Origin of the sequence: Natronomonas salsuginis (assembly GCF_005239135.1) — an archaeon.
GTDB classification, from domain to species: Archaea; Halobacteriota; Halobacteria; order Halobacteriales; family Haloarculaceae; genus Natronomonas; species Natronomonas salsuginis.
Map to the genome: position 1 here is coordinate 39,513 of NZ_QKNX01000004.1, position 23,290 is coordinate 62,802.

General features: G+C 66.5%; 23 protein-coding genes and 1 pseudogene. 12 read left to right on the plus strand and 12 right to left on the minus strand.

Translation table 11 applies throughout. The features are described from left to right. Positions 1–14 precede the first annotated feature (14 nt). The 6 genes and pseudogenes from metX to DM868_RS10620 form a co-directional block, all read right to left on the minus strand. Complete coding sequence (gene metX / locus DM868_RS10595; RefSeq protein ID WP_137276854.1) at positions 15–1,220, minus strand: homoserine O-acetyltransferase MetX; 1,206 nt, start codon at positions 1,218–1,220, stop codon at positions 15–17. Next, positions 1,217–2,497, minus strand: a complete 1,281-nt coding sequence (locus tag DM868_RS10600; protein ID WP_137276855.1) for an O-acetylhomoserine aminocarboxypropyltransferase/cysteine synthase family protein — start codon at positions 2,495–2,497, stop codon at positions 1,217–1,219. Before DM868_RS10600 ends, metX begins: the two co-directional genes overlap by 4 nt. Positions 2,498–2,568: 71 nt before the next feature. Continuing rightward, a complete protein-coding gene (locus DM868_RS10605; RefSeq protein ID WP_137276856.1) occupies positions 2,569–3,399 on the minus strand; it encodes a hypothetical protein in 831 nt (276 codons plus the stop codon). Between the two features lie 24 nt (positions 3,400–3,423). Next, the gene (gene gnd / locus DM868_RS10610; RefSeq protein WP_281280706.1) at positions 3,424–4,401 is read right to left on the minus strand and encodes a phosphogluconate dehydrogenase (NAD(+)-dependent, decarboxylating); all 978 of its coding nucleotides are present in this window, start codon (positions 4,399–4,401) and stop codon (positions 3,424–3,426) included. Then, complete coding sequence (gene thpR / locus DM868_RS10615) at positions 4,373–4,921, minus strand: RNA 2',3'-cyclic phosphodiesterase (RefSeq protein WP_137276858.1); 549 nt, start codon at positions 4,919–4,921, stop codon at positions 4,373–4,375. Before thpR ends, gnd begins: the two co-directional genes overlap by 29 nt. A 125-nt stretch (positions 4,922–5,046) precedes the next feature. Continuing rightward, positions 5,047–5,466 (minus strand): annotated as a pseudogene (locus DM868_RS10620) (DUF3830 family protein). A gap of 118 nt (positions 5,467–5,584) precedes the next feature. Between DM868_RS10620 and DM868_RS10625 the strand changes: the two are divergent. Then, positions 5,585–6,268 carry a haloacid dehalogenase type II gene (locus DM868_RS10625; RefSeq protein ID WP_137276859.1) on the plus strand — a complete coding sequence of 228 codons (684 nt, stop codon included), beginning with the start codon at positions 5,585–5,587 and terminating at the stop codon, positions 6,266–6,268. 279 nt (positions 6,269–6,547) lie between these two features. Here the strand turns inward: DM868_RS10625 and DM868_RS10630 are convergent, their stop codons facing one another. Further along, entirely contained in the window at positions 6,548–6,856 is a 309-nt protein-coding gene (locus tag DM868_RS10630; protein WP_246049063.1) for a 3-keto-5-aminohexanoate cleavage protein, read from the minus strand. Positions 6,857–6,939: 83 nt separating this feature from the next. Between DM868_RS10630 and DM868_RS10635 the strand changes: the two genes are divergently transcribed. Both DM868_RS10635 and DM868_RS10640 read left to right on the plus strand, forming a co-directional pair. Then, positions 6,940–8,220: an RNA-guided endonuclease InsQ/TnpB family protein gene (locus DM868_RS10635; protein WP_137276861.1), complete on the plus strand. Its 1,281-nt coding sequence runs from the start codon at positions 6,940–6,942 to the stop codon at positions 8,218–8,220. Positions 8,221–8,433: 213 nt separating this feature from the next. Beyond that, on the plus strand, positions 8,434–8,844 hold the full coding sequence (locus tag DM868_RS10640) for a disulfide bond formation protein B (RefSeq protein WP_137276862.1): 411 nt from the start codon (positions 8,434–8,436) through the stop codon (positions 8,842–8,844). A 44-nt stretch (positions 8,845–8,888) separates the two neighbouring features. On the opposite strand, the gene DM868_RS10645 is transcribed toward DM868_RS10640, so the two are convergent. The 5 genes from DM868_RS10645 to DM868_RS10665 all read right to left on the minus strand — a co-directional run bounded on the left by DM868_RS10645 (position 8,889) and on the right by DM868_RS10665 (position 14,752). Continuing rightward, a complete protein-coding gene (locus tag DM868_RS10645) occupies positions 8,889–9,575 on the minus strand; it encodes a hypothetical protein (protein ID WP_246049065.1) in 687 nt (228 codons plus the stop codon). A gap of 217 nt (positions 9,576–9,792) precedes the next feature. Continuing rightward, positions 9,793–12,042: an NADP-dependent malic enzyme gene (locus DM868_RS10650; protein ID WP_137276863.1), complete on the minus strand. Its 2,250-nt coding sequence runs from the start codon at positions 12,040–12,042 to the stop codon at positions 9,793–9,795. A gap of 122 nt (positions 12,043–12,164) precedes the next feature. Further along, entirely contained in the window at positions 12,165–12,386 is a 222-nt protein-coding gene (locus DM868_RS15485; RefSeq protein WP_246049067.1) for a sensor histidine kinase, read from the minus strand. Between the two features lie 206 nt (positions 12,387–12,592). Beyond that, positions 12,593–13,843, minus strand: coding sequence for an MFS transporter (locus DM868_RS10660; RefSeq protein ID WP_222845528.1), 1,251 nt, complete (start codon positions 13,841–13,843; stop codon positions 12,593–12,595). An 87-nt stretch (positions 13,844–13,930) separates the two neighbouring features. Then, entirely contained in the window at positions 13,931–14,752 is an 822-nt protein-coding gene (locus tag DM868_RS10665; protein ID WP_137276864.1) for a pantoate kinase, read from the minus strand. 113 nt (positions 14,753–14,865) lie between these two features. Here DM868_RS10665 and DM868_RS10670 point away from each other — a divergent pair, with 113 nt between their 5' ends. Genes DM868_RS10670 through DM868_RS10710 form a run of 9 tightly spaced genes read left to right on the plus strand, consistent with a single transcriptional unit; the run spans position 14,866 to position 23,289 of the window. Then, on the plus strand, positions 14,866–15,975 hold the full coding sequence (locus DM868_RS10670) for a monovalent cation/H+ antiporter subunit E (protein ID WP_246049069.1): 1,110 nt from the start codon (positions 14,866–14,868) through the stop codon (positions 15,973–15,975). Then, complete coding sequence (locus DM868_RS10675) at positions 15,975–16,244, plus strand: cation:proton antiporter (RefSeq protein ID WP_137276866.1); 270 nt, start codon at positions 15,975–15,977, stop codon at positions 16,242–16,244. The genes DM868_RS10670 and DM868_RS10675 overlap by 1 nt, the downstream gene beginning before the upstream one ends. After that, complete coding sequence (gene mnhG / locus DM868_RS10680; protein WP_137276867.1) at positions 16,241–16,558, plus strand: monovalent cation/H(+) antiporter subunit G; 318 nt, start codon at positions 16,241–16,243, stop codon at positions 16,556–16,558. The genes DM868_RS10675 and mnhG overlap by 4 nt, the downstream gene beginning before the upstream one ends. Continuing rightward, complete coding sequence (locus DM868_RS10685) at positions 16,555–17,112, plus strand: DUF4040 domain-containing protein (RefSeq protein ID WP_137276868.1); 558 nt, start codon at positions 16,555–16,557, stop codon at positions 17,110–17,112. Before mnhG ends, DM868_RS10685 begins: the two co-directional genes overlap by 4 nt. After that, positions 17,109–17,675: an MnhB domain-containing protein gene (locus DM868_RS10690; RefSeq protein ID WP_137276869.1), complete on the plus strand. Its 567-nt coding sequence runs from the start codon at positions 17,109–17,111 to the stop codon at positions 17,673–17,675. The genes DM868_RS10685 and DM868_RS10690 overlap by 4 nt, the downstream gene beginning before the upstream one ends. After that, a complete protein-coding gene (locus tag DM868_RS10695; RefSeq protein WP_137276870.1) occupies positions 17,672–18,058 on the plus strand; it encodes a cation:proton antiporter subunit C in 387 nt (128 codons plus the stop codon). The genes DM868_RS10690 and DM868_RS10695 overlap by 4 nt, the downstream gene beginning before the upstream one ends. Beyond that, complete coding sequence (locus DM868_RS10700) at positions 18,051–19,574, plus strand: proton-conducting transporter transmembrane domain-containing protein (RefSeq protein WP_137276871.1); 1,524 nt, start codon at positions 18,051–18,053, stop codon at positions 19,572–19,574. Before DM868_RS10695 ends, DM868_RS10700 begins: the two co-directional genes overlap by 8 nt. Then, positions 19,571–21,496 (plus strand): cation:proton antiporter, encoded by a 1,926-nt coding sequence (locus DM868_RS10705; protein ID WP_137276872.1) that lies wholly within the window; start codon positions 19,571–19,573, stop codon positions 21,494–21,496. The genes DM868_RS10700 and DM868_RS10705 overlap by 4 nt, the downstream gene beginning before the upstream one ends. Beyond that, a complete protein-coding gene (locus DM868_RS10710) occupies positions 21,493–23,289 on the plus strand; it encodes a Na(+)/H(+) antiporter subunit D (protein ID WP_137276873.1) in 1,797 nt (598 codons plus the stop codon). The genes DM868_RS10705 and DM868_RS10710 overlap by 4 nt, the downstream gene beginning before the upstream one ends. The last annotated feature ends 1 nt before the right edge of the window (position 23,290 follow it).

The window sequence follows — 23,290 nt, forward strand, 5'->3', positions numbered from 1 at the left end:
CCGGCGTTCCTCGCTCAGTCCGAAAACAGGCTCGTGTGGACCGGCGCGAACTCGTCGCCCTCGTCGGTTTCGACGGTGTCGGAGACGGCCTTCCCGCGGATGCCGTCCTCCAGGAAGTCCGCGACGGGCGGGCCGACCCGATCGGGTTCGACGAGGAACGCGTCGTGGCCGTGATCGGAGTCGATGACGTGGTGGGCGGTGTCGGCGTCGGTCTCGCGGAACGACGCCGCGAGCGCCTCCGACTGCTCGACGGTGAAGTGCCAATCGCCGGTGAACGAGAGCAGCAACGCCTCGCCGTCGAACGCGGCGAGCGCGTCCGCGTCGTCGTCGTAGCCCGAGGCGAGATCGTAGTTGTCCATCGCCCGCGTCAAGTACAGATACGAGTTAGCGTCGAAGCGCGTCGCGAACTTCTCACCCTGATAGTCGAGGTAAGACTCGACCTCCCGATAGGGAAAGAAGCCGGCGGCGGGGTCCATCTGGAACGTGTCGCGCCCGGCGTCCATACCCGCGGAGCGCCGACCGAACTTGTCGTCCATCGACGACTTCGAGAGGTACATCACGTGGCCGATCTGGCGGGCGAGCGCGAGCCCCTCGGTCGGCGGTTCGCCCCCGTAGTAGTCGCCGCCGTTCCACTTCGGATCCGTGGTGATCGCCCGCTGGGCGATCGCGTCGAGGGCGAGACACTGGGGGTCGAGGCGGGCCGCCGCGGCGATCACGACGACACGGTCGGCGTGATCCGGGTGGCGTTTGGCCCACTCCAGCACGTTCATGCCGCCGACGGAACCGCCGACGACGGCGTGAAGGTTCGGGATGCCGAGGTGGTCGAGCAGGCGGCGCTGCGCGCGCGTCCAGTCGGTGACCGTCACCGCCGGGAACCGGGTCCCCCACGGCTCGCCCGTCTCGGGATCGATCGTCGGCGGGCCCGAGGAGCCGTAGCACGAGCCGGGGATATTGGCGCAGACGACGTAGTAGTCGGTCGTGTCGACGGCCTTGCCCGGCCCGACGATGTCGTCCCACCAGGCGTGTGCCTGCCCTGCGGTGTCGGTGCGGCGGCGGCCGCCCGCGACGTGTGCGCTGCCTGTGAGGGCGTGACACACCAAGACGGCGTTGTCGCCGGTGAACTCACCATAGGCCTCGTAGGCGATCTCGAGGTCGGGGATCGACTCGCCACACTCGAAGGTGAACTCCCCCAGCGAGGCGGTTTCGGGCCCGTCGCTCATAGTGCCCCCTCGAGGTCAGCGATGATATCTCCCACGTTCTCGATGCCGACCGACAGTCGGACCATCTCGGGGGCGACGCCGCCAGCTCGCTGTTCGGCCTCGCTCAGTTGCGCGTGCGTCGTCGAGGCGGGGTGGACGATCAACGTCCGGGCGTCGCCGATGTTAGCGAGGAACTTCGCCACTGCCGTTTCCTCGCACAGCCGCTTTGCGGCCTCGTAGCCGCCTTCGAGGCCGAGCGCGACCATACCGCTGTAGCCTCCCTCGAGGTATCTCGACGCGAGGTCGTGCGTCTCGTGGTGTTCGAGGCCGGGGTAGGCGACCCATGAGACGGCGGGGTGCTCGTCGAGGTACTCGGCGACGGCCAGCGCGTTCTCGCAGTGGCGCTCCATTCGCAGCGGGAGCGTCTCGACGCCCTGCATCGTCACCCACGCGTCGAAGGGTGACTGCTGATCGCCGAGGCTCCGGGCCCCGCGCTGGCGGGCGGCCATCGTCAGCGCGCGATCGCCGAAGCGTTCGGTGAACGTCACGCCGCCGAAGGCGGGGTTCGGGGCGGCGATCTCGGGGTACTTCTCTGGGTGCGATTCGAACGGGAAGGAGCCGTCAGTGACGAGGATGCCGCCGAGGGTCGTCCCGGAGCCGTGGATCCACTTCGTCGTCGAGTCCCACACGATGTCCGCGCCGTGTTCGAGCGGCCGACAGAGCGCGGGCGTCGCGAAAGTGTTGTCGACGAACAGCGGGACGCCCGCCTCGTGGGCCACCTCGGCGATCTCCTCGAGCGGCGGCGTCACGAGCGACGGGTTGGCGACCGTCTCGCAGTGGACGTAGGCGGTGTCCTCATCGATCGCCTCGGCGTACGCGTCGGGGTCGAGCGTGTCGACAAACCGGGCCCCGATTCCGCGGCGAGCGGCGGTGTGAGAGAGGTACGCGTGGGTACCGCCGTACACCGAGGACGCACAGACGACGTTGTCGCCGGCCTCGGCGAGGACGAGCGTCGCGGCGTCGAGTGCGCCCATCCCGGAGGCAGTCGCGAGCGCGTCGACGCCGCCTTCGAGCGAGGCGAGCCGCTTCTCGAGAGCGCGAACCGTCGGATTCGAGATGCGGGAGTAGACGTTGCCCTCGTCCTCGAGCGCGTATCGGGCAGCCGCGGTCTCCGCGTCGGGAAACTCGTAGGAACTCGTCTGATAGATCGGCGGCGCGGCGGCCCCTGTCGTCGGATCGGGGCCCTGTCCGACGTGGAGACATCGCGTGCCGAAGCCCAGCTCCTCCTCGGTGGTCATGTATGTGGTGCATATATCTCTACATATCTATAACTGTGAGTTACGGCAAGAATTGCCTTACGGTCGGCTGATCAGATCCCACGCCACCCGGCGAGGCCGAGCGCGGCCCCGATACCGCCGAGAACGACCGCAGCGTACAGGCGAATCGCCGGTTCGTCGATCGAGACGGACGCCAGCGCCGCCACGCCGAGAAACAGTGCGCCGCCGATCAGGAGAACCGTCTGGACCGCCCGATCTGGCGGTTCGATCGCCGGGTCAGCGTCGACGCCCGCGTCGAGTCGATCGAGTACGGCCTCCCGTTTCGACCGGGGAACGACGAACAACCGCGGGACGAACAGGCCGGTCCGTTCGACGTACGAGAGCCAGACGACGGTGTGATCTCCCAGGCGAGCCGACCTGACGCGTCGAAGGCGTGCCAGCGGAACCTCGGTGCGGTTGATAGCGAGCCCCTCGCCGTCGAGTTCTCCCCGCGTCGTGGCCATGGCGACGAGGATCGGCGAGAAGACGCAGACCACGACCAGCCAGTAGACGACCTCGAACGGGACGCCGACGACCACCAGTCCGAGGATCACGACCGCCCCCGATGCGGCGGCGATCGAGACGCTCCGAACGCTGAACGGAAACCCCTCCGCTCCCGCGAACTCCGCAGTGCTCGGCCGCTGCTCTGGATCGGTGAGCATCGGCCACAGGTACGCCAGCGAGAACGGCCCGCCGATGACGAGCAGCAGCAGCAAAACCAGGCCGGGGCCCGAAAACAGCACCGTCGGGTTGGTGACCACGAACACGAGTCCCGCGCCGAGCACCAACAACAACGCGCCGCCCAGCGCGGCCGGCGAGAGGTGGGCGACGGTGCGGAGAGGCCGGGAGGTCGAGGCGTCGATCGACCACTCGAGGGAGGGCATGGTCGGAATACAGCGCGTTAGCGCTTAATCGCGGCGCTTGACCTCGTGGCGACCGAAGCCGTATCGAAGCCGGTTCGCGAGCCGCCGGGAGAACTTCCCGTCCTCGACGCGCGAGTCGAATCGCTCCCCGAGCGCCTCGTAGATGAGCGGGACGGCGACCTCCTGTTCGAGCGCCTCTTTGACGGTCCACGTTCCCGTCGAGCCGCCCGCGACGTGGTCGTCGACGTCGCCCAAATCGGAGCCCTCCTCGCGGAACGCCTCCTCGCAGAGTTCGAGCAGCCACGAGCGGATCACCGCGCCGTTGTTCCACGTGCGGGCCACCGACTCCATGTCGAGATCGTACCGGCCCTCGCTGAGCAGCTCGAACCCCTCGCCGTACGTCTGCATGAGCGCGTACTCGACGCCGTTGTGGACCATCTTGACGTAGTGGCCCGACCCCTGCGGCCCCATCCGGTCGTGGCCGTCGGGTCCGGTCGCGACGGCATCGAAGACCGGCACCAGCGCCTCGTAGGCCTCGGCGGGCCCGCCGATCATGAGCGAGAAGCCGAGCTCTGCCCCCGCGGGACCGCCGGAGGTCCCGCAGTCGAGATACGCCGCCGAGAGCGACTCGCCGCGCTCGATCGACCGCTCGAAGTGCGAGTTCCCGCCATCGACGACGACGTCAGCCTCGTCGAGGAGCGGATCGAGTTCCGCGAGCGTCGCGTCGACGGCGTCGCCCGCGGGCACCATCAGCCAGATCCGCTTGTTCTCGGGGAGCGTTTCGACGAGTTCCTCGATCGAGTCTGCGGGGGTCGCGCCGGCCGCTGCGGCCGCGTCGACCGCCTCGGAATCGAGGTCGAACGCGACCACGTCGTGGCCGTCGCCCAGCACGCGGTCGACGACGATCCGTCCCATCCGGCCGAGGCCGATCACACCCAGTTGCATACCCGTGGGTCGACGGCCCGGTAGGTGAGGGTTGTGATTCGCTCGGTCGTTACAGCCCGAACCGAGCGACCGTTCGATACGTCGGCCCGTCTCCGGTCAGCGTGCTCTCCTTCAGTCGGAGTTCGTCGATGTGAACGGGTCCGACCTCGGGCGGGTCTTCGCGGAGGAACGCTTGCACGTCGGCCTTCGCCGCCGCGTGCTCCATCCGGGCGAGCGTGACGTGCGGCGTGAACTCGTGGCTTTCCGCGTCGTATCCGAGCGCCGTCGTTTCGGCTTCGAGGCGGCGGTGTAACGCCGTCAGCGGTTCGGCCCCTCGCCCGACGCCGAGCCAGACGACGCGGATGTACGCCGTCGAGGGAAACGCGCCGACGCGATCGAACGTCGCCTCGAACGCCCCGACATCCGCCTCGTCGATCGCCGCGTCGATCGCGTCCGAGAGGGCGTCGAGATCGTGGTCGCCGTCGCCGAGAAACTTCATCGTCACGTGGGCGTCCGCGGAATCCGTGAGACGAAGTCCCGAAAGCTCCGCGAGCGGTGCTTGGAGCCGGTCGATCTCCTTCCCGAGCCCGCCCAGATCGACGCTGACGAACAGTCGCATACTCCCGTTTGGGCCGAAGCGAAAATACACTCGTTGACGATGCCCGAACTGCGGGCCGAGCCGTCTGTCTCCCCCGCGCGATCAGCACCCGCCGACCGAGCCCGACGTCGATCCGTCGCGAGCGGTCACCCGGTTTCCTCGACTCGGATCGGGAACATCCCGTCCTCCAGCGTCTTGTCCTCGAGGCGGCGAAGCTCGCGGTCGGACGTCCGGAGCTTCGCGACGTGGTTCCCCGCGAGTTCGCCGGCCGGACTCTTGAAACAGGTCGGGCCACAGGCGATGAGTATCTCCTGATCGTTTCGGTATCCCGGATACAGCAGAATGTCTCCCCTCGAGGGGTAAACCGTGTGGTTCTCTCGCGGTATCTCCGGCAACTCGATCTCGTCGATGTTGATCTACGTCGCGTGTCCGCTCCAGCGAACGTGCATCAGGTCCGACTCGAGCGGTAGGATCTCCCGGAGCGCCGCGACGGATTCCGGTGCCGCCTCCTCGAGGAGGTCCGCGACGTATCGCTGCCCGTCGACTCGTAGTTCGATCTGACTCATCAATTCGACCGTCTCCGACCGGTTATTTAAAATTTCGTCACACGTGACGCCGTGGCGGACAATACCCGACTACGCACGCCCGCGGCACGCTTTAGTTCGTGCCTCGTGACCTTCCGATATGTCGTTCGATCCAGATGCGGTGGCGACCGTCACCGTCGATTCCTACGGAACGCTCGTCGACCCCTCCGCGGCGGTCGACGCGCTCGACGCCCACGTCGAGGACACGGATTCGATCTCCGATCTCTGGCGGACCAAATCGATCGAGTACACGATGGTCGGCAACTTCGTCGATGCTTATCAGCCGTTCTACGACATGAACCGCGACGCGCTTCGCTACGCGCTCTCGGCCCACGGCGTCGACCTCGACGACGAAACCGTCGAGGAGATCCTCGCCGTCTACCACGAACTGGAGGTCTTCGAGGACGTTCGCGACGGCATCGAGCGCCTGATCGACGGCGGCTACCCGGTGTACGTCGTCTCGAACGGCAATCCGGAGATGCTCGACTCGATGGTCGACCACGCGGAGATCGGCGATCTCATCGAGGACGCGATCAGCGCCCACGAGGTCCGGACGTTCAAACCCGACGTCGAGATTTACCGCCACGCCGCCGCGCGGACTGGGACGCCGATCGAATCGATCGCCCACGTCGCCGGCCCGCCGTTCGATATTCAAGGATCCAAACACGCCGGCATGCAGGGCGTACGACTCGACCGGACCGGCGACCCGTGGGGATCGTTCGGGGCGGAGCCGGATCTGACCGTCGAGAGCTTCTACGAGTTCGCGGACGCGCTGGGCGTGTAAGCCGAGCGCGTCGGACGCGCCGCTGATGCTGCGACGCCCGCCGAAACGCGGCTCCGATGGTTTATATACCAACAGGCGGCCAGACCGCCTATGAGCTGATCGATGGCCGGCAGTCCGCCAGGGCGGGAGTGCGGCGTACGGACTGTCGGACGGAGGCGCCGCCTGTTCGCAATCGGATAACCGTTCGGGGAGCCGCGCCGCCGGTCGAGACGCTCGTTCGCCGCCACGGTCATGTTCCGAGGCCGGAGCGGGAGAGCGCCGAACACTGATCGGGCTCCGTCAGTCGAGCCCGAGTATCTCTCTCGCCTGCGCCGGCGTCGCGACCGCCCGCTCCAGCGTCCCGGCCAGCTCCGCCGCCCGCGCGACGAGCTGTTCGTTCCCGGTCGCCAACTCGCCGCGACGGTAGTAGACGTTGTCCTCTAGCCCGACGCGGACGTGCCCGCCCAGTATCGTCCCGAGCGCCGCGAACGGCAGCTGATGGGGACCGAACCCGAGCGTGTTGAAGATCGTGCCTTCCGGGAGGTTACGGAGAATCGAGGAGAAAGCCTCGCGCGTTAGCGCGGGGATGAATCCGACACTACCCTTCACAGTCCACCGTTCGATGGCACGGCTGGATATTCCACGCTGAGCAAATACACAGCTTCAAGTAAGTTGACCTACATAGGTTACGTATGGCGAAACAGGTCGTTACTCGCACCTATACTGCTTCCATACGGAACCAGTCTCGGGTGCAAGACGACCTTGATTCGCTCGGGTTCGCAGCCAGTAAGATCTGGAACGTCGGACGGTGGACGTGTAGTCGGATCTGGGATGAAATCGATCACATTCCCAACCACAACGAGCTCACCACGTACCTCAAAACCCACGACCGCTATGATGATCTGCATTCGCAGTCAAGTCAGCGAGTCCTTCAAGAACTCGCTGAGGCGTTCAACGGCTGGTACGGCAAACGACGTAACGGAGACACGAGAGCGAACCCGCCCGGCTATCGTAAACACGGCGATGAACACCCTCGTTCCACAGTCACGTTCAAAGCCGCTGGCTTCAAACTCGACACCCAGTACAACCGCGTCCGACTCTCAAAAGGATCGAACCTGAAAGAGTACTGGTCGGATTTTGTCCTGTGTACGTACCAAACTCGTCCCGACGTTGACCTCTCCGCCGTGGAGAACGTCCAACAAGCCAAGATTGTGTGGACGGGCGACGAGTGGGAACTACACTTCGTCTGTAAGGTCGAAATCGATGTGACTGAAGCTCCCGGTGAGAAGACTGTGGGTGTTGATCTCGGGATCAACAACTTTGCCGCGCTCGCCTACGAGGACGGCCACAGCGAGCTGTACCCGCTGAACTGTTTGAAGCAGGACGACTACTACTTCAGCAAGCGAATCGCTCGGTGTGACGGCTCGAACTCCGAGCAGGCCACCCGGCTGAACCACAAGAAGTCGGCTCGCCGTACCCACTATTTCCATACGCTCTCGAAACACATTGTTGAACGGTGTGTTGAGGAAGACGTTGGAACGATCGTAGTGGGAGATCTCTCGGGAGTCCGCGAAGATGACGACGCTAACGAGTCGAAAAACTGGGGGAAACACGGCAACCTCGACTTGCACTCGTGGGCATTCGACCGGTTCACCGACCTCCTCGAATACAAGGCGGAGATGGAAGGTATCACCGTCGAAGAAGCCTCCGAGGAGGACACGTCGAAGTCGTGTTCTTGCTGTGGTCGCAAACGTGACTCGAACCGTGTCGAACGTGGGTTATACGTGTGCGATGAATGCGGTACAGTGGCGAACGCTGACGTGAACGGGGCCGAGAATATCCGACAAAAAGTATCTCCGAGTCCCGCCACGGATGGCGGTGATAGGAGTAACGGCTGGTTGGCACAGCCATCGACGTTCCTGTTTGACAACGAAACTGGTGTATTCGCACCTCAAGAACAGGTTACGTCGTAAACCACAATATCCCAACCTAGCGGCGCGGTGCCGTGGGAATCCTCGCGCTTCAGCGCGGGGAGGATGTCAACATCCGCGTGTAGTGGTTAAAACCCCGCGCGTCGTTCCGAGACCGAAAGTCGACGAGGAGTGACGCTCGAACGCGCGTCCCGGAGCCGAAACGCCGATAGCTCAGGAGCCAGTACCGATCACCGACCGATCACTTCACCGCCCATGACGCCAGCTATCACCGATCGATCAATACTCGCGGCTTCCACCCTCGTCGCGACCGTCGCGACCGCCGGAAGCCTCTACTTCAGCGACGTGATGGGACTCGTCCCCTGCGAACTGTGCTGGTTCCAGCGTATGGGGATGTACCCGCTGGTCGTCGTGTTGGCCGTCGCGACGTACGAGGATCGGATCGCAGCTTGGCGAGCAGCGCTGCCGCTGTCCGTCGGGGGTGCGGTCGTCGCGGCGTATCACTCCGCTTTGCAGTTACGGTCGGGGGGAACCTGCTCGCTTGGTGGCGGGTGCGGCAGCGTCCAGTACGAACTGTTCGGAATACTCTCGATCCCAAATCTGTCGCTGCTCGCGTTCGCGTTGATTTCCGTCGGCCTCGCGGCAGGTGCGCTTCGGGATCGGTAGCGCGCGGCTGGAACGCTCCGTACACCGATCGCTCGCTGTCCCGATCACCGCACGGCGCGAATCAACTCGATCAACTCGTCGCGAAGGTACACCCGATCGATCCTCGGCGTCCGAACCCCTACCGCATCGAGACGCGCCTCCAGCCCGTGCGTCGGATACGCGCCGCCGGCGATCCGGAACGATCCGTCCGTCACCCACACCGCGAGCCACCCCTCCGCGTCGATCCGTTCGGGACCGCGCTCCGCTGCGATCGGTAGGTGCGCGGTGAACTGTCGGAGCCGAGTCCGATCGCCGGATTCGGTTCGGACCCGTTCGCGCCGTCCGCTTTCGACGCCCTCGAACCCACGCCCCTCGAGTTCGTCGACGAACGTCCGCCGCGCCTGCCTCGCGACGGTCGGACGGATCGACACGGTCCCGACCATCGGTGCCAACGGCGGTCGAAACGACAGCGCCGTGGCGAAGAAAAAGCGCCACGACCCGCCGTCGCCGTCGTCACCGACCCGGTCGTCGACCTCGGCGTCGCCAACGATCGCCGCCACGCCGGCCGCTTCGATCGCCGCCCGCAGGTCAGCATCGTCGTACAGCAGCGTGCGCCCGGTCACCTCCATCCCCGGCATCCGAAAGACCGTCCGCTCGCGCTTCGATCGCAGCTCCCAGCCGTCGGCGAGCAGTCGGTCGTGCGGGACCGACGGATAGCCATCCGCGCTCCCGGTCACGGGATTCTCCCCCACCGGCCTCCGATCGCCTCGAACATACCACGCGTTGTGGCTTCGAGGGTATGAATCTGTGCGACGTCCGGTTCGATTAGTCGTCCTGTGCGTCGACGACGGCGACGCCGGCGAGGTTGACGATATGCTTCCAGCCGTTTCCCGCTCGGGGTTCACGTTCGCTCACCGTCGCGGCAAACTCCTGGACCGAAAAGGCCGCTCGGCCCGATGGGCCTCGCGGTCAGTCGTCCTGTGCATCGACGACGGCGACGCCGGCGAGGTTGACGATATCTTTGACCTCGTCGCCGCGCTGGAGGACGTGGACGGGTTTGTCCATGCCGACGAGCATCGGGCCGATGGCTTCGGCTCCGCCGAGTCGCTGCAAGAGCTTGTACGCGATGTTGCCCGCCTCCAGGTTCGGAAACACCAACACGTTCGCCGGCTCGTCGAGTTCCGCGAAGGGGTAGTCCTCGGTCAACAGCTCCTCGACGACGGCGGTGTCGGCCTGCATTTCGCCGTCCACTGGGAAGTCGACCGTCGAGTCCTCGCGCAGCAGCCGGGCCGCCTCCCGCGGTTTGTACGTTCCCTCGTTGTCGACCGTCCCGAAGTCGGAGTACGACAGCATCGCCACGCTCGGGTTGACGTTGAACTGCCGGGCGAGCTCGGCGGTGTGTCTGGCGACCTCCGCGAGCACGTGCTCGTCGGGGGCCTGATTGACGGTGGCGTCGGCGACGAAGACGACGCGGTTTTTGAACGTCAGCATGTACACGCCCGCGGCGTACTCCGAATCGGCGTCCGTGCCGACGATCTGCAATGGCGGCCGAAGCGCCGTCGGATAGTGGTTCGTCAGCCCGGTAAGCATCGCGTCGGCGTCGCCCATCTCCACCATCACGCTCGCCAGATAGTTGCCGTTGTGGACTAGCCCCTCGGCTTCCCGTCGGGTGACGCCCTTCCGCTGGCGGAGCTCGTACAGTCGGTCGGCATACGGCGATAGTTCGTCGCTCACCGGATCGACGATCTCCGGTTCGAAGTCCAATCCGAGCTCGGCCGACTGCTCCCAGATCGATCGCTTGTCGCCGATAAGCACGGGTTCGGCGATCGACTGCTCGATCAACTGATACGCGGCTCGGATCATCTTCGGGTCGTCGCCCTCGGCGAGGACGAGGCGTTTGGGATCGCTTTTGGCCTTGTTGAGCACGACCCGCATCATCTCTCTGGACTTCCCCAACCGCGCCTCCAGTTCCTCGCGGTACGCGTCGAGGTCGAGTTCCTCGCGCGCGACGCCGCTTTCCATCGCGGCCCCCGCGACGGCCCCCGACACCTCGAACAGTACACGCGAATCGAGCGGTTTGGGGATGATGTACTCGGGGCCGAACTGCAGCGGTTGGTCGCCGTAGGCTTTGACGACGGCGTCGGGGACGTCCTGTTTGGCGAGGTCGGCCAGCGCCTCGGCGGCCGCCACTTTCATCTCCTCGTTGATCTCCGTCGCCCGCACGTCGAGCGCGCCGCGGAAGATGAACGGGAAGCCGAGTACGTTGTTCACCTGATTCGGATAATCCGAGCGTCCCGTTGCCATGATCACCGTGTCGTCGCGCGCGTTCTTGGCCGTCTCGTAATCGATCTCTGGCTCCGGATTCGCCATGGCGAAGATGATGGGGTCATCGGCCATCGAGCGGACCATCTCCTCGGAGACGATCCCGCCGACCGACAGCCCGACGAACACGTCCGCACCCGCCATCGCGTCCGCCAACTCCCCGCCCGTCGGACTCGCGAACGCCTCGACGTAGGTGTGTGGATCGCCGTCCGCGACCCGAGCCTCGGTGATGATGCCGTCGATGTCGCACATGGTGACGTTGTCGGCCCGGACGCCGAGCGACCGGTAGAAGTGTGCCGTCGCGGTCGCGGCTGCCCCCGCGCCGGAGAAGACGATCTGGAGTTCGTCGAGCGATTTGCCGGTGATCTCGGCGGCGTTCAACAGCGCCGCCCCGGAGATGATCGCCGTGCCGTGTTGGTCGTCGTGAAACACCGGGATGTCCATCTCCTCACGCAGCCGTGACTCGATCTCAAAACACTCCGGTGCTTTGATGTCTTCGAGGTTGATCCCCCCGAACGTCGGCTCCATTCGCGCGACCGATTCGGCGAACTCGGTCGGATCGTCCTCGTCTATCTCGATGTCGAAGACGTCGATGTCAGCGAAGCGCTTGAACAATACGCCCTTGCCCTCCATCACGGGTTTGGATGCTTGCGCGCCGATATCGCCGAGACCCAATACAGCGGTCCCGTTCGAGACGACGCCGACCATGTTCCCTTTGCTCGTGTAGGTGTACGCCTCCTCGGGAGTTTTTGCGATCTCGTTGCACGGGGCCGCAACGCCCGGTGAGTACGCCAGCGACAGATCCCGTTGGGTGTTCGTCGGCTTCGTGGTCGAAATTTCGATCTTTCCCGGCGGGTCGATCCGGTGATACTCCAGTGAATCCTCGTCCAATCCCATATCGATATTCGCAACGTGCAGCCTAAAGAGTGATCGCTTCTCGAATCCGCCATTGTCGGCGCATATTCCGTGCGTATCGATCGCACATGTCTGGAAAATCGGACGGATGTTGAGACTTCGATTCACCGGTCGTCGACGTGGAATTCGAAGCGCACGCCGCCGTCCTCGCCGCCGGTGATCCGGATGGGCCAGCCGTGGCTGTCGGCGACCGCGTCGACGATCGCGAGCCTGATGCCGGCCCCATCGCCGCCTAAGTAGCCGGATTTCAGCACCGCGTCGAGTTCGGATTCGGGGATCCCGGGACCGTCGTCCTCGACGTAGAAGCCATCGTCGAGCCGATCCAACGCGGCGGCTGGCCCGGGGGCCGTGACGACATCGAAGTCCTCCCGCTCGAGGTACTCCGCCGAGAGCGACCGGAACGCGTCGTCGGCCCGCAGAACGCGAATTTCGGGAGCCGAACGGGTGTGTTTTCCGAATCCGCAGTTAAACCTTCGCGTCTTTTCGCCCCGGTCGATCGACGGTCGTCTCGCCCCGTCGGCTCGCAGCCGAGTCAGGGCCGGGTGACCAACACGACTGCGATTGCCCCGGCCGTCGCCGCGATGCCTGCGAGGACGACGAACATGACCGAGACGGAGGCGTACGTCAACACCGTCCCCGTGATGGCGGCCCCGAGCGCGCCGATGCCGAAGATCGCGAGGTACGTGTACCCGAACGACAGTCCCCGAGACTCGGGGACGGAGTACTTCGTGATCGTCGCCTGCGTGAGCGGCTGCATCGCGAACAGCGTGAATCCGAGGGCGACGCTCGCGACGACCAGCCCGCCGAGTCCCGCCCGGGCGGCCGGAACGAAGGCCAACGCGATAACGCACAGCGACGACAGCATGACGATCAGTCCGCGGTCGGGTTCGATCCGTTCGGTGAGTCGCCCGCCGAGATACTGACCGCCGATCCCGACGGTGAGCAACCCCGCGTAGAGGTAGCTCGACAGGTCGAACTCCTCGGCGACCGCGCTGTCCGGATCGAAGAGCCCGAGTCGGACGTCGCCCACCGCCGCGGTGAGAAAGTCCCCGAGCAGATCCGGCAGGAACGTCAGCGCCCCCCGGTAGTACAGCCCGTTCAGCGCGACGACGACGAACACGAGCGCGAACCCGGCGGTGAAAAGCGTCCGGCTCTGGTCGACGAACGCCGAGAGGCTCTCGGGGCCCGTGCTTTTGTCGAGCGTCTCCGCGTCGCGCTCGTCGATCGCCGCCGTCGGGTCGAACTCGATCCGAAGCCCGACGGCCGCGGCGACGAGCGCCGGCGCGGCCAACAGCATGGCGACGGTCTGCCAATCGAACGCCAAGAGCAACAGCGCCGTCACGAGCGGGCCGCCCGCGATCCCGGCGTTGCCGGCCATCCCGTGGAAGGCGAAGCCGCGACCGCGGTCGACGACGCCGTTGCTGATGAGCGTGAGCCCCGCCGGGTGATAGACGCTCGCGGAGATCCCCCACAGCGCGAGCGCGACGGCGATTCCGGGGATGCTCGGTGCGACGCTCAAGACGAGGAACGACAGCCCCATACCGGCGAGACAGCCGACGACGAGCGTCCGAGAGCCGTAGCGATCGACCAACAGCCCGCCCGGTAGCGCGCCGACGCCGAAGAGGCCGTAGCCGACCGCGACGACGGTGCCCAACAACGCCGCCGTCGTCGAGAACTCCAACAGCCAGATCGTCATCAGGATCGGGATCGACAGCTCGTAGATGTGGACCATCCCGTGCCCCGCCATCACGAAGCCGACGATCGACCTGTCGTTTCCGTTCACGCTCGCGCTACTGCGAAGACGATGTTAGACCATTCGGTTTCTCGACGTGTCTCGGTCGCGCCATCTCTTTTGGCGGCGCGAACAAGGTCACCGGAGGTGAGCACCGGTGAGGTTGACCTCGCATCGCTCGGCGTCGTACCCTGCCGCCGAGAGCCCATCGTCGAGCGCGAAGACGGTTTCGCCGAGCATCGCCATCGCCGCCTCCCCGCCCGCTTCGGAGACCGCACGGATGGCCTCCTCGACCGGCGACGTCAGGAGATCGGCTTCCCGTGCGAACCGCCGCGAGACTTCCATGAACGTCTCGACGGACGGCTCGGCGACGAGCGTCGACAGCGCCCGCGTCCCCGCAGCGGTCAACTCCTCGGTGTCGCCCGTCAGGATCTCTGCCGTCGACAGTTCGCCGAAGTTGACGTACTCGATCGACCGGCGGTCGGGGAGCCCGTCCATCGCGCCGTGTGCCGGCGCACCGGGTTCGAGCCGGATCGGGAAGCCGCCGCGCGCCTGTCCGACGACGTCACCGAGTCCGGTGCCGGCCTGCACTTCCGCGCCGTGGGCGATCGTGACGAGCTCATTCTCGGAGAGCGCGCGGGCAAAGACGGCGTTCGTCGCGAGCGCGGTCCCGAGCGCGGCCGCCCCCGACACGCCGAAGCCCGCCCCGAGCGGGAGGTCGGTCTCGACGGCGACGTGGGCGGTCGCTCGAAGCGCGCCGAGCACGCGGTCGACGGCCTCGATCGTCGCGGGCTCGCCGTTGAGTTCGAGGCCGTCACCGGGTTCGAGTCGGACCACGACGCCCTCGTCGACGGTGACGCCGGCCCCGCGCGAGCCGGCAATCGTGGGATCGTCGTCCGGGTGGGCGCTGAAAAACCCGGTCACGTGTCCGGGAACGAACGCGCCCGCCGAGTGTGCCATGGCGTGGGCTCGGAGATGAAGCGAGTTAAACGTGGCTAAGCGCGTCGATCGCGGCGCAGTCACGAAGGTAAACCGTTTTGATGCGGGTGGACCAAGACGTGGATAGAACACTCGTGGCTGATCACACAGAGGAACCGGCGTCCGGCGGTGCGGTGCTCGTCCCCGTCGGTGAGTCGGTGACACTGCGGAACACGGTCTCGTACGCGATCGAGGCCGCCGACGAGGCCGGACTCGACGCGGTCCACTTTGTCGCGCCGGTCGCGTGGCACGACATCAGCGACGTCGAGGCCGAGGTCAGAGAGCGGACCGAGTCGCTTTTGACTCGCGTCTCGGCGTGGGTCGACGAGGACGTGCCCGAGGGATCGCCGGCCGCCGAAACGGCGATCATCGGCGAGGACGAGTACCTGTTCAGCCCCGACGACTACGCCGACGTGCTCGCTGGGTACGCCGACGAGCACGGAATCGACCGCATCATCGTCGACCCCGAGTTCAGCCCCGGCGGCAACGTCCCGCTGTTGCGTCCGATGGAGGTCGCCCTCGCCGCGCGCGGGTTCGAGGTGTCGGAAGCGCCGACGCGACGCACCGTCCGTCGCTCACGGCTGACGCGGGCGGGCGGCGCGCTGCAGTTCGGGCTGCTGTTCGGCGTCTCGTTTCTGTTTTATCAGCTGCTCGGCGGCTTCGCCGTCGTGACCGGCGATAGCTACGATCTCGCCTACGAACTCGTCACGGGCACGCTCACCGCCGGGATCGTGGCGGGCGCGCTGTACACCGTGACGCTCTCCGAGCGGGTCCGAATCGGACGGCTCGCGATACAACTCGCGAGGTTCGCGCTGTTCGTTCCGTATCTCCTCTACGAGATCGTCGTTTCGAACCTCTACATCACGTACATAGTCCTCCACCCGAACCTCCCGATTGATCCCCGGATGACTCGGGTTCGATCGGCGGTGTGGGGCGGTCCCGCGGTGACGACGCTCGCGAACAGTATCACCCTCACGCCGGGAACGCTCACGGTCCGAACTCGCGGACAGTACCTCTACGTTCACGGCCTCTTCGAGGGCGCACGCGATGGGATCGCCGACGGTGCGCTCGAACGCGCCGTCCGGTTCGTCTTCTACGGGCGACGGGCGATGACGATCCCCGGTCCGGCCGAGCGCGGCGACTACGAGGAGCTACAGAGTCCCCGAGCCGATGACGCGACGAAGGAGGGGAAAGACGAGTCCTGATGTTGACGCCCATCTTTCTCGGGGCGGCAGCCGTCCTCGTCGTCCTCGCGCTCGTTGTGCTCTACCGGGCCGTCGTGGGGCCGACGATGCAGGATCGCGTCGTCGCGGTCAACGTCCTCGGGACGAAGACCGTCCTCATCCTGGCGCTGTTGGCGGTGGCGCTCGACAGCGAGTCCTTCATCGACATCGCGCTCGTCTACGCGCTGTTGAACTTCCTCATGGCGGTCGCCATCTCGAAGTTCACGGTCAAGCGGGGGGGCGTCATATGAACGATCTCCGCCTCGCGGCGATCCTCGTGCTACTCGCCGCCGGGGTCTTCTTCACGCTCGTCTCCGTCGTCGGCGTGATCCGGCTGCCGGACGTCTACTCGCGCGCCCACACCGCCTCGCAGACGGACACGCTCGGCGCAGGACTCGTCGTGGCATCCGTCGTACTCGCCTACGGCGTCGATTCCGGCGTCATCAAAGCGGTGTTGTTGCTCGTGTTCATCTTCATCACCAACCCGACTGCGGCGCACGCGATCGCACGGGCCGCGTACGAAGAGGGTATCGAACCGTGGACCGAGGGGGACGACAGACGATGAGCGCGGTCGGCTTCGCGCTCGCTGGGTTCGTCGTCGTCACCGCGGTCGCGACCGCGCTGTTGCGCGACACGCTCGCGGTCATCATCGTCTTCGCGGCGTACAGCCTCGGCATGGCGCTTTTGTACTCGCTGTTGCTCGCGCCGGACGTCGCGCTCACCGAGGCCGCGATCGGTGCCGGCGTGACGACGATCCTGTTGCTCGTGACGATCACGAAGACGACGCGGCCGCGAACCGAGGAGATCTTCGCGTCGGTCAACTGGCCCGCCGCGACCGTCTCCGTCGGGCTGGCCGCCGTCCTCCTCGCGATCACCGGTGCGATCCCCGTCGAGAACTTCCTCGGCGGCACGACGCCTGTGACGGGGGCGGCCGGGACGCCCGGTGAGGCCGTCACCGGTCACTACCTCGCGTCGTCGTACGCGGAGACCGGCGTCACGAACGCCGTCACGGCCGTGCTCGCCGGCTACCGCGGCTTCGATACGTTCGGGGAGGCCGTCGTTGTCTTCTCGGCGGGCGTCGCTGTCGTCCTCGTTCTCCGACGGGGTGAGTTCCTGTGAGCGACGTCGACGCAGCCCCGGATGTCGACACCCGATCCGGGGCCGCGGCCGCCGCCGCATCGGAGTCGGCCTCGGACGACGCCGAACAGGCCGCTCCCGAGTTCGATCCCGACCGACCCTACACGGAAAGCGAGATCATCATGACCGCCGTCCGCGTCGTCACGCCGTTCGTCCTCACGTACGGCTTCTTTATGACCTTCCACGGCGCCGATTCGCCGGGCGGCGGCTTTCAGGGCGGCGCGCTCGTCGCCGTCGTCGTCTTCATGCTCGCCTTCGCCTTCGGCATCCGTCCCACGCGTGAATGGGTCGGGAGCGGGGTGATGACCGGACTCGCCGCCGGCGGCGTCATCGTCTTCGCGTCGGTCGGTCTCGGCGCGCTCGGGCTGGGTGGGGCCTTCCTCGAATACGGCCGCTACGCGCGCTTCATCGGTCCCGACGCCACGAAGTGGGGCATGGAGGCCATCGAGATCGGCGGCGTCGCCCCGATCGTCGCCGGCGTCATCATGGGGCTGTTCTTTCTCACCGCCGCCGGCTACGAACTCGACGGGGGTGACGAGGAGTGAGTCTCCTCGCCCAGTCTGCCGTCGAGTTCCTATCGACGAGATACGCGTACGTGACGGTCGTACTCCTGCTCGCGATCGGGCTGTACATGATGATCGCGAGCCCGAACCTCGTCAAGAAGATCATCGGGCTGAACCTCTTTCAGAGCGCGATCTTCCTGTTTTTCATCGCCATGGCGTACGCCGATGGCGGATCGATACCCGTCATTCCGACGGAGGGCGGCGCGGTCGGCGAGTACGCCAGCCCGCTGCCGCAGGTCATCGTGCTCACCGCTATCGTCGTCGGCGTCAGCCTCACCGCCGTGGCGCTCGCGCTGATCGTCAGGCTCTACGCGGCGTACGGCACCCTCAACGAGGAGACGATCCGGGAGGTCGCGAATGAGTAATCCCGAACTCGCCCTGTTGATCGCGATCCCGATCATCGCGGCGACGCTGCCGCTGCTCGCGGGGCTGAAGTTCGAGGCGGTCGGCTGGCCGATCGCCGCGCTCACCGCCGGCGTCGAACTCGCGCTCGCCGGCAGCGTCGTCAGCCGGGTGGTCGCCGAGGGGCGATTCGTTCACAACCTCGGGGGCTACCCGCGGACTTACGGGATCGAGCTGGTTGTCGACGAGTTCTCGGCGGTCGTGATCTCGTTGATCGCCGTCGTGACGCTCGTCGTCGTCGCGTACGCTCGGCGCGGCGGCCCCCGCGAGAACGCCTTCTACAGCGCCTTCTTGTTGCTCCTCGGCGGGCTGATGGGCGTCGGCCTCACGGGCGACGTGTTCAACATGTTCGTCTTCCTCGAGATCGTCGGCCTCGCGACCTACGCGCTGGTCGCCGCGGACAGATCGGCGCGGGCCGCGCTCGCGTCGCTGAAATATCTCATCGTCGGCACCGCCGGCGCGTCGCTGTACCTCGTCGGCGTCGGCTTCCTCCTCGTCGCTACGGGGACGCTGAACATGACCGATCTCGCCGCGACGATCCCGGAGACGGTGGGCTACACCGATCCGCTGATCGTCGCCTCCTTCTGCTTCGTCGCCGTCGGCCTGTCGGTGAAGGCGGCGATCTTCCCGTTGCACACGTGGATCTCCGACGCCTACGCTGAGTCGCCGGACACGGTCACCGCCTACATCTCCGGGCTCGCCTCGACGCTCGGCGCGTACGCGCTGGCGCGGCTCGTCTACGCGGTGTACACGCCCGCGTTCTTCGAGGCGGTGCCGCTCGCGGGCGACGCGCTCGTGGCGTTCGCGACGGTCAGCATCGTCGCCGGCTCCGTGCTCGCGGTGATCCAATCGGACGTCAAGCGCATGCTGGCGTACTCGTCGGTCGCGCAGTTCGGCATGATCGTCGCCGCCTTTGGACTCGCCACGGAACAGGCGCTTGTGGGCGGGATCGTCCACCTCGTCGGCCACGGGCTGATGAAGACCGCCCTCTTTCTCGGTGTCGGCGTCATCGCCTCAGCGTACGGGATCAGAACCGTTCGGCAGTACGCCAATCTCGGCTACCGCTCGCCGGTGGCCGTCGCGGCGATCGCGGCGCTGCTTCTCGGCCTGGTCGGCGTTCCGCCCTCGATCGGCTTCCTTGGCAAGTGGTACATCGCCTGGGGCGCGATCGAGGCGGGCGCGCCGATCGTCGCCGCCGTCGTCCTGTTCAGCACGCTGTTGACGCTTCTGTACGTCGCTCGCCTGCTGGAGACGATGTACTTCCAGCCGGCCGACGACATCGAGGGCGCGGTGACGGCCGACGGTCGCGGTGTCCGATTGCTGTCGGATGGCGGCTCGGGTGACGACGACGACGAGCGCCCGGTTTCGTTCGGCATGGTGTTCGTCGTCGCCGCCCTCTCGGTCGCTGCGGTCGCGCTCGGGTTCGCGGGGCCCGTCTTCGAAGCGTTCCTCGACCCGTTCTTGGAGGCCGTACTATGATCGACACCTTCCCCCTCTACGCCGTGTTGGTATCGCTCGTCGGAATGTTCTGCATCTTGGCCGCCCACCGCCGACCGAACCTTCGCGAAGCCGTCACGATCATCACGGCGTTCGCGAAGTTCGCGATCGTCGCCGCGATGTTGCCGGGCGTCCTCGCCGGCGAGACGTACGTCTTCTCGGCGGGCGAGTTCGTCGCCGGGATCGAGTTCGTCCTCCGCGCCGATTCGCTCGGCATGCTCTTTGCGTTCCTCGCGAGCCTGCTGTGGATCGTCACCTCCTTTTACAGCATCGGCTACATGCGCGGACTGGACGAGCACGGCCAGACCCGCTATTTCGCCTCCTTCGCCGCCTCCCTGTCGGCGACGATGGGGATCGCCTTCGCCGGCAACCTCGTGACGATCTTCCTGTTTTACGAGCTGCTCTCGGTGGCGACGTACCCGCTCGTCGCCCACGACGAGACCGCCGAGGCGCGCTCGGCGGGCCGGAAGTACCTCGCGTACACCATGTTCGGCGGCGGCGTGTTGGTCCTCGCCGGAACCGTCTTGGTCTTTTGGCTCGCCGGCACGGTCACGTTCACCCCCGGCGGGATCGAGGGCCTGGCCGCGGTCGCGAACTCGAACGGGACGGCGGTCCAGGTCGCGTACCTCCTCCTCGCGGTCGGCTTCGGTGTCAAGGCCGGGCTGATGCCGCTGCACCAGTGGCTGCCGACTGCGATGGTCGCGCCGACGCCCGTCTCGGGGCTGCTCCACGCCGTCGCGGTCGTCAAGTCCGGGGCGTTCGGCGTCGCCCGCGTGACCCTCGACGTGTTCGGCCCCGAGGTGGCCTACCAGCTGGGGATGGGCCTCGTCATCTCCGTACTCGCCGCGTTCACGCTGCTCGCGGCGTCGTTCATCGCGCTCCGAAAAGATCACCTCAAACAGCGCCTCGCGTACTCGACGGTTTCGCAGCTCTCGTACATCGTGCTCGGGCTGGGGCTGTTCGGCCCCTACGGGCTGATCGGCGCGCTCTTGCACATCCCCGCCCACGCGTTCATGAAGCTCACCCTGTTCTTCTGTGCGGGCGCGGTCCACGTCGAGACGCACACCGATCACATCTCCGAGATGGCGGGTATCGGCAAGCGGATGCCGGTCGTCTTCGGGGCCTTCGCGCTCGCCGCCGCCGGGATGGCGGGCATCCCGCTCTTTGCGGGCTTCGTCTCGAAGTACTACCTGCTCATCGGCGGCATCGAGATGGGGGCGACCCTCACGCCCGTCGGCTACTATCTCGCGGGGGCGCTGTTGGTCTCCGGCGTGCTCAACATCGCGTACTTCTGGCCGGTCGTCTACACGGCCTTCTTCGAGGCCGAGGACGACCACGATGCCAAACCGCTCGTGGACTTCCGCCTTGGCGGCGAGCGGCGGTCGATACTGCCCGCGACCGACGGCGGACGACCGATCGACGACGCCGAGGACTCGACGGCGGACGGCAACCAAGATGCCAGATCGGCAGACGCTGACGCCGACGAGTCGCCAGACATCGACCCTGCGGACCTCCAGCCGGACTTCTCGAGCACGGCGGAACGTCGCGATTACAGCGAGCCCGCGCCGCTCGTCGACGGCGAGTACGCGGTCGATCGAAAGCCGAGCGATCACACAGTGTCCGACGACGAAGACCACGCTGTCCACGACGATAGCCGCGCGGATCACGACTCACACGCCGACCACGACACCCACCACGAGGGGCCGCCGCCCGGCGGCTGGCGGCGACTCACGCCCGCCGAGGCGCTCCGCGGCGAGGAGACGACGTGGTTCATGCTCGCCCCGATCCTCGCGGCGGTGACCGGCGCGATCCTGGTGGGGATCGTCCCCTACGAGGTCGTGTTCCTCGAACTCGTCGAGGTCATCGTCGAGGGCGTCCTCGCGGGCACGGAGGTGGCCCCGTGATCGAGTCCGTTCCGCCGTTCGCGTACGTGCTCTTTGCGGCGTTCGCTGTCGCGATCCTGCCGCGGTTGCCGGGTCATCTGCTCGCGGGGCTCGCGACGGCGGCGGTCGGCGTGCAGGCGCTCCTGTTGGAGAACGGGACGTACGTCGACGCGCGTTTCCTCGGCTTCGACGCGGTCTTTCTCAACGTCGACGACCCCGCGCGGCTCGTCGCGGTCGCCGTCTCCATCCTCGCGACCGCGGCGGTCGTCTACGCTTACGAGACCGACGCGACGCGCACGCAGACCGCCTTCGCGATGAGCTACGTCGCCAGCACCGTCGGCGTCGTACTGGCCGGCGACTGGCTCTCGATGATCTTCTTTTGGGAGCTGATGGCGGTCACCTCGACGCTCCTCGTGTGGCATCACGGCGGGACGGCGGTCCGGGCCGGCTACCGCTACGCGCTGTACCACGGGATCGGCGGGACGATCCTCCTTGCGGCCGTGATCGTCCACTTCGTCGAAGTCGGATCGTTCCGCTACGCCGCGACGCTCGGGATCGCCGACGCCGCCATCCCGCTGGCCGCGGTCGGGATCGGGATCAACTGCGGGTTCATCTTCCTACACTCGTGGCTGCCCGACACGTACCCGCGACCGCACGTCGCGGCGTCGGTGTTCCTCTCGGTGTTCACGACGAAGACCGCCGCCTACGTCATGTTCAGAGCGTTTCCGGAGGGCGGGATGTGGCTCGCGTACATGGGCGGCGCGATGGCGGTCTACGGGGCCTTCTTCGCGCTGTTACAGTACGATCCGCGCCGGCTCCTCTCGTATCACATCCAGGCGCAGGTCGGCTACATGCTCGCGGGGATCGGGCTCGGCACCGAGATCGCCGTCGCGGGCGGGCTCGCTCACCTGTTTAACAACGTCCTCTACAAGGCGCTTTTGTTCATGGCCGTCGGCGTCGTGGTCTACCGGACCGGCGAGGAGAACATCAAGCAGCTAGGCGGCCTCTGGAACGTGATGCCGCTGACCTTCCTCGCGTACCTGCTCGGCGCGGCCTCGATCACGGCCATTCCCGGCACCAACGGCTTCGTCTCGAAGGGGATGATCCTCGACGAGGCCCACCACGTCCACACCCTCGAGCTGGGCATCGAGGGAACCGCGGCCTACGGCGACGTCCTCTGGTGGCTGCTCATCCTCGGTGCGATCGGGACGTTCATGTCGTTCATCAAGCTCGGCTACTACGTCTTCTTCCACGGCGAGAACACCGTCGAGCCGGCGGACGCCACGATCGGCCAGACCGTCGCCATGCTGACCGTCGGCGGCTTCTGTCTGCTCTACGGGCTGGCACCGGGACTCCTCTTCGAGTTGCTCCCTTCGACGGAGCTCCTCGCCGCGGAACTGCACCCCTACAGCGCGAGCCACCTGACGGAGAGTGCCGTCCTGCTCGTCGTCGGCTTCGCGGCGTTCTTCGGGCTGAGGGGGCCGATCACCCGGCTGGCGTGGCTGCCGGACGTCGATCGCGTCCTCTTTCCGGCGGCCTTCTACTCGGGCCGGGGGCTCGTCTGGGTCGTCACCGAACTGTGGGCCGCAGTCGACCGGGCCGTCATGGCGACTGCGGGCGGCGCGATGGCGGTCGGCCGCGATCCAGGTCGGTACGCCTACCGGGCGGCCGAACGGCTGCCGGGCGTCGACCTCGATTCGCTGCCGGCGGATCACGAAGCCGAAACGGTCCGCCTGAAAGCCTCGTCGGGGACGAGCATCTTCTTGCTCACCGTGGCACTGCTCGGCGCGCTCGTCGTGTTGGTGCTGCTGTAGT

Excerpts from the sequence above, each read along its gene's own strand:
- DM868_RS10635 (WP_137276861.1), top strand. The coding sequence starts at position 6,940 with ATGGCGAAACAGGTCGTTACTCGCACCTATACTGCTTCCATACGGAAC.
- mnhG (WP_137276867.1), top strand. The coding sequence starts at position 16,241 with ATGAACGATCTCCGCCTCGCGGCGATCCTCGTGCTACTCGCCGCCGGG.
- DM868_RS10675 (WP_137276866.1), top strand. The coding sequence starts at position 15,975 with ATGTTGACGCCCATCTTTCTCGGGGCGGCAGCCGTCCTCGTCGTCCTC.
- DM868_RS10700 (WP_137276871.1), top strand. The coding sequence starts at position 18,051 with ATGAGTAATCCCGAACTCGCCCTGTTGATCGCGATCCCGATCATCGCG.
- DM868_RS10665 (WP_137276864.1), bottom strand. The coding sequence starts at position 14,752 with ATGGCACACTCGGCGGGCGCGTTCGTTCCCGGACACGTGACCGGGTTT.
- DM868_RS10685 (WP_137276868.1), top strand. The coding sequence starts at position 16,555 with ATGAGCGCGGTCGGCTTCGCGCTCGCTGGGTTCGTCGTCGTCACCGCG.
- thpR (WP_137276858.1), bottom strand. The coding sequence starts at position 4,921 with ATGCGACTGTTCGTCAGCGTCGATCTGGGCGGGCTCGGGAAGGAGATC.
- DM868_RS10600 (WP_137276855.1), bottom strand. The coding sequence starts at position 2,497 with ATGACCACCGAGGAGGAGCTGGGCTTCGGCACGCGATGTCTCCACGTC.
- DM868_RS10640 (WP_137276862.1), top strand. The coding sequence starts at position 8,434 with ATGACGCCAGCTATCACCGATCGATCAATACTCGCGGCTTCCACCCTC.
- DM868_RS10705 (WP_137276872.1), top strand. The coding sequence starts at position 19,571 with ATGATCGACACCTTCCCCCTCTACGCCGTGTTGGTATCGCTCGTCGGA.
- DM868_RS10650 (WP_137276863.1), bottom strand. The coding sequence starts at position 12,042 with ATGGGATTGGACGAGGATTCACTGGAGTATCACCGGATCGACCCGCCG.
- DM868_RS10625 (WP_137276859.1), top strand. The coding sequence starts at position 5,585 with ATGTCGTTCGATCCAGATGCGGTGGCGACCGTCACCGTCGATTCCTAC.
- DM868_RS10605 (WP_137276856.1), bottom strand. The coding sequence starts at position 3,399 with ATGCCCTCCCTCGAGTGGTCGATCGACGCCTCGACCTCCCGGCCTCTC.
- metX (WP_137276854.1), bottom strand. The coding sequence starts at position 1,220 with ATGAGCGACGGGCCCGAAACCGCCTCGCTGGGGGAGTTCACCTTCGAG.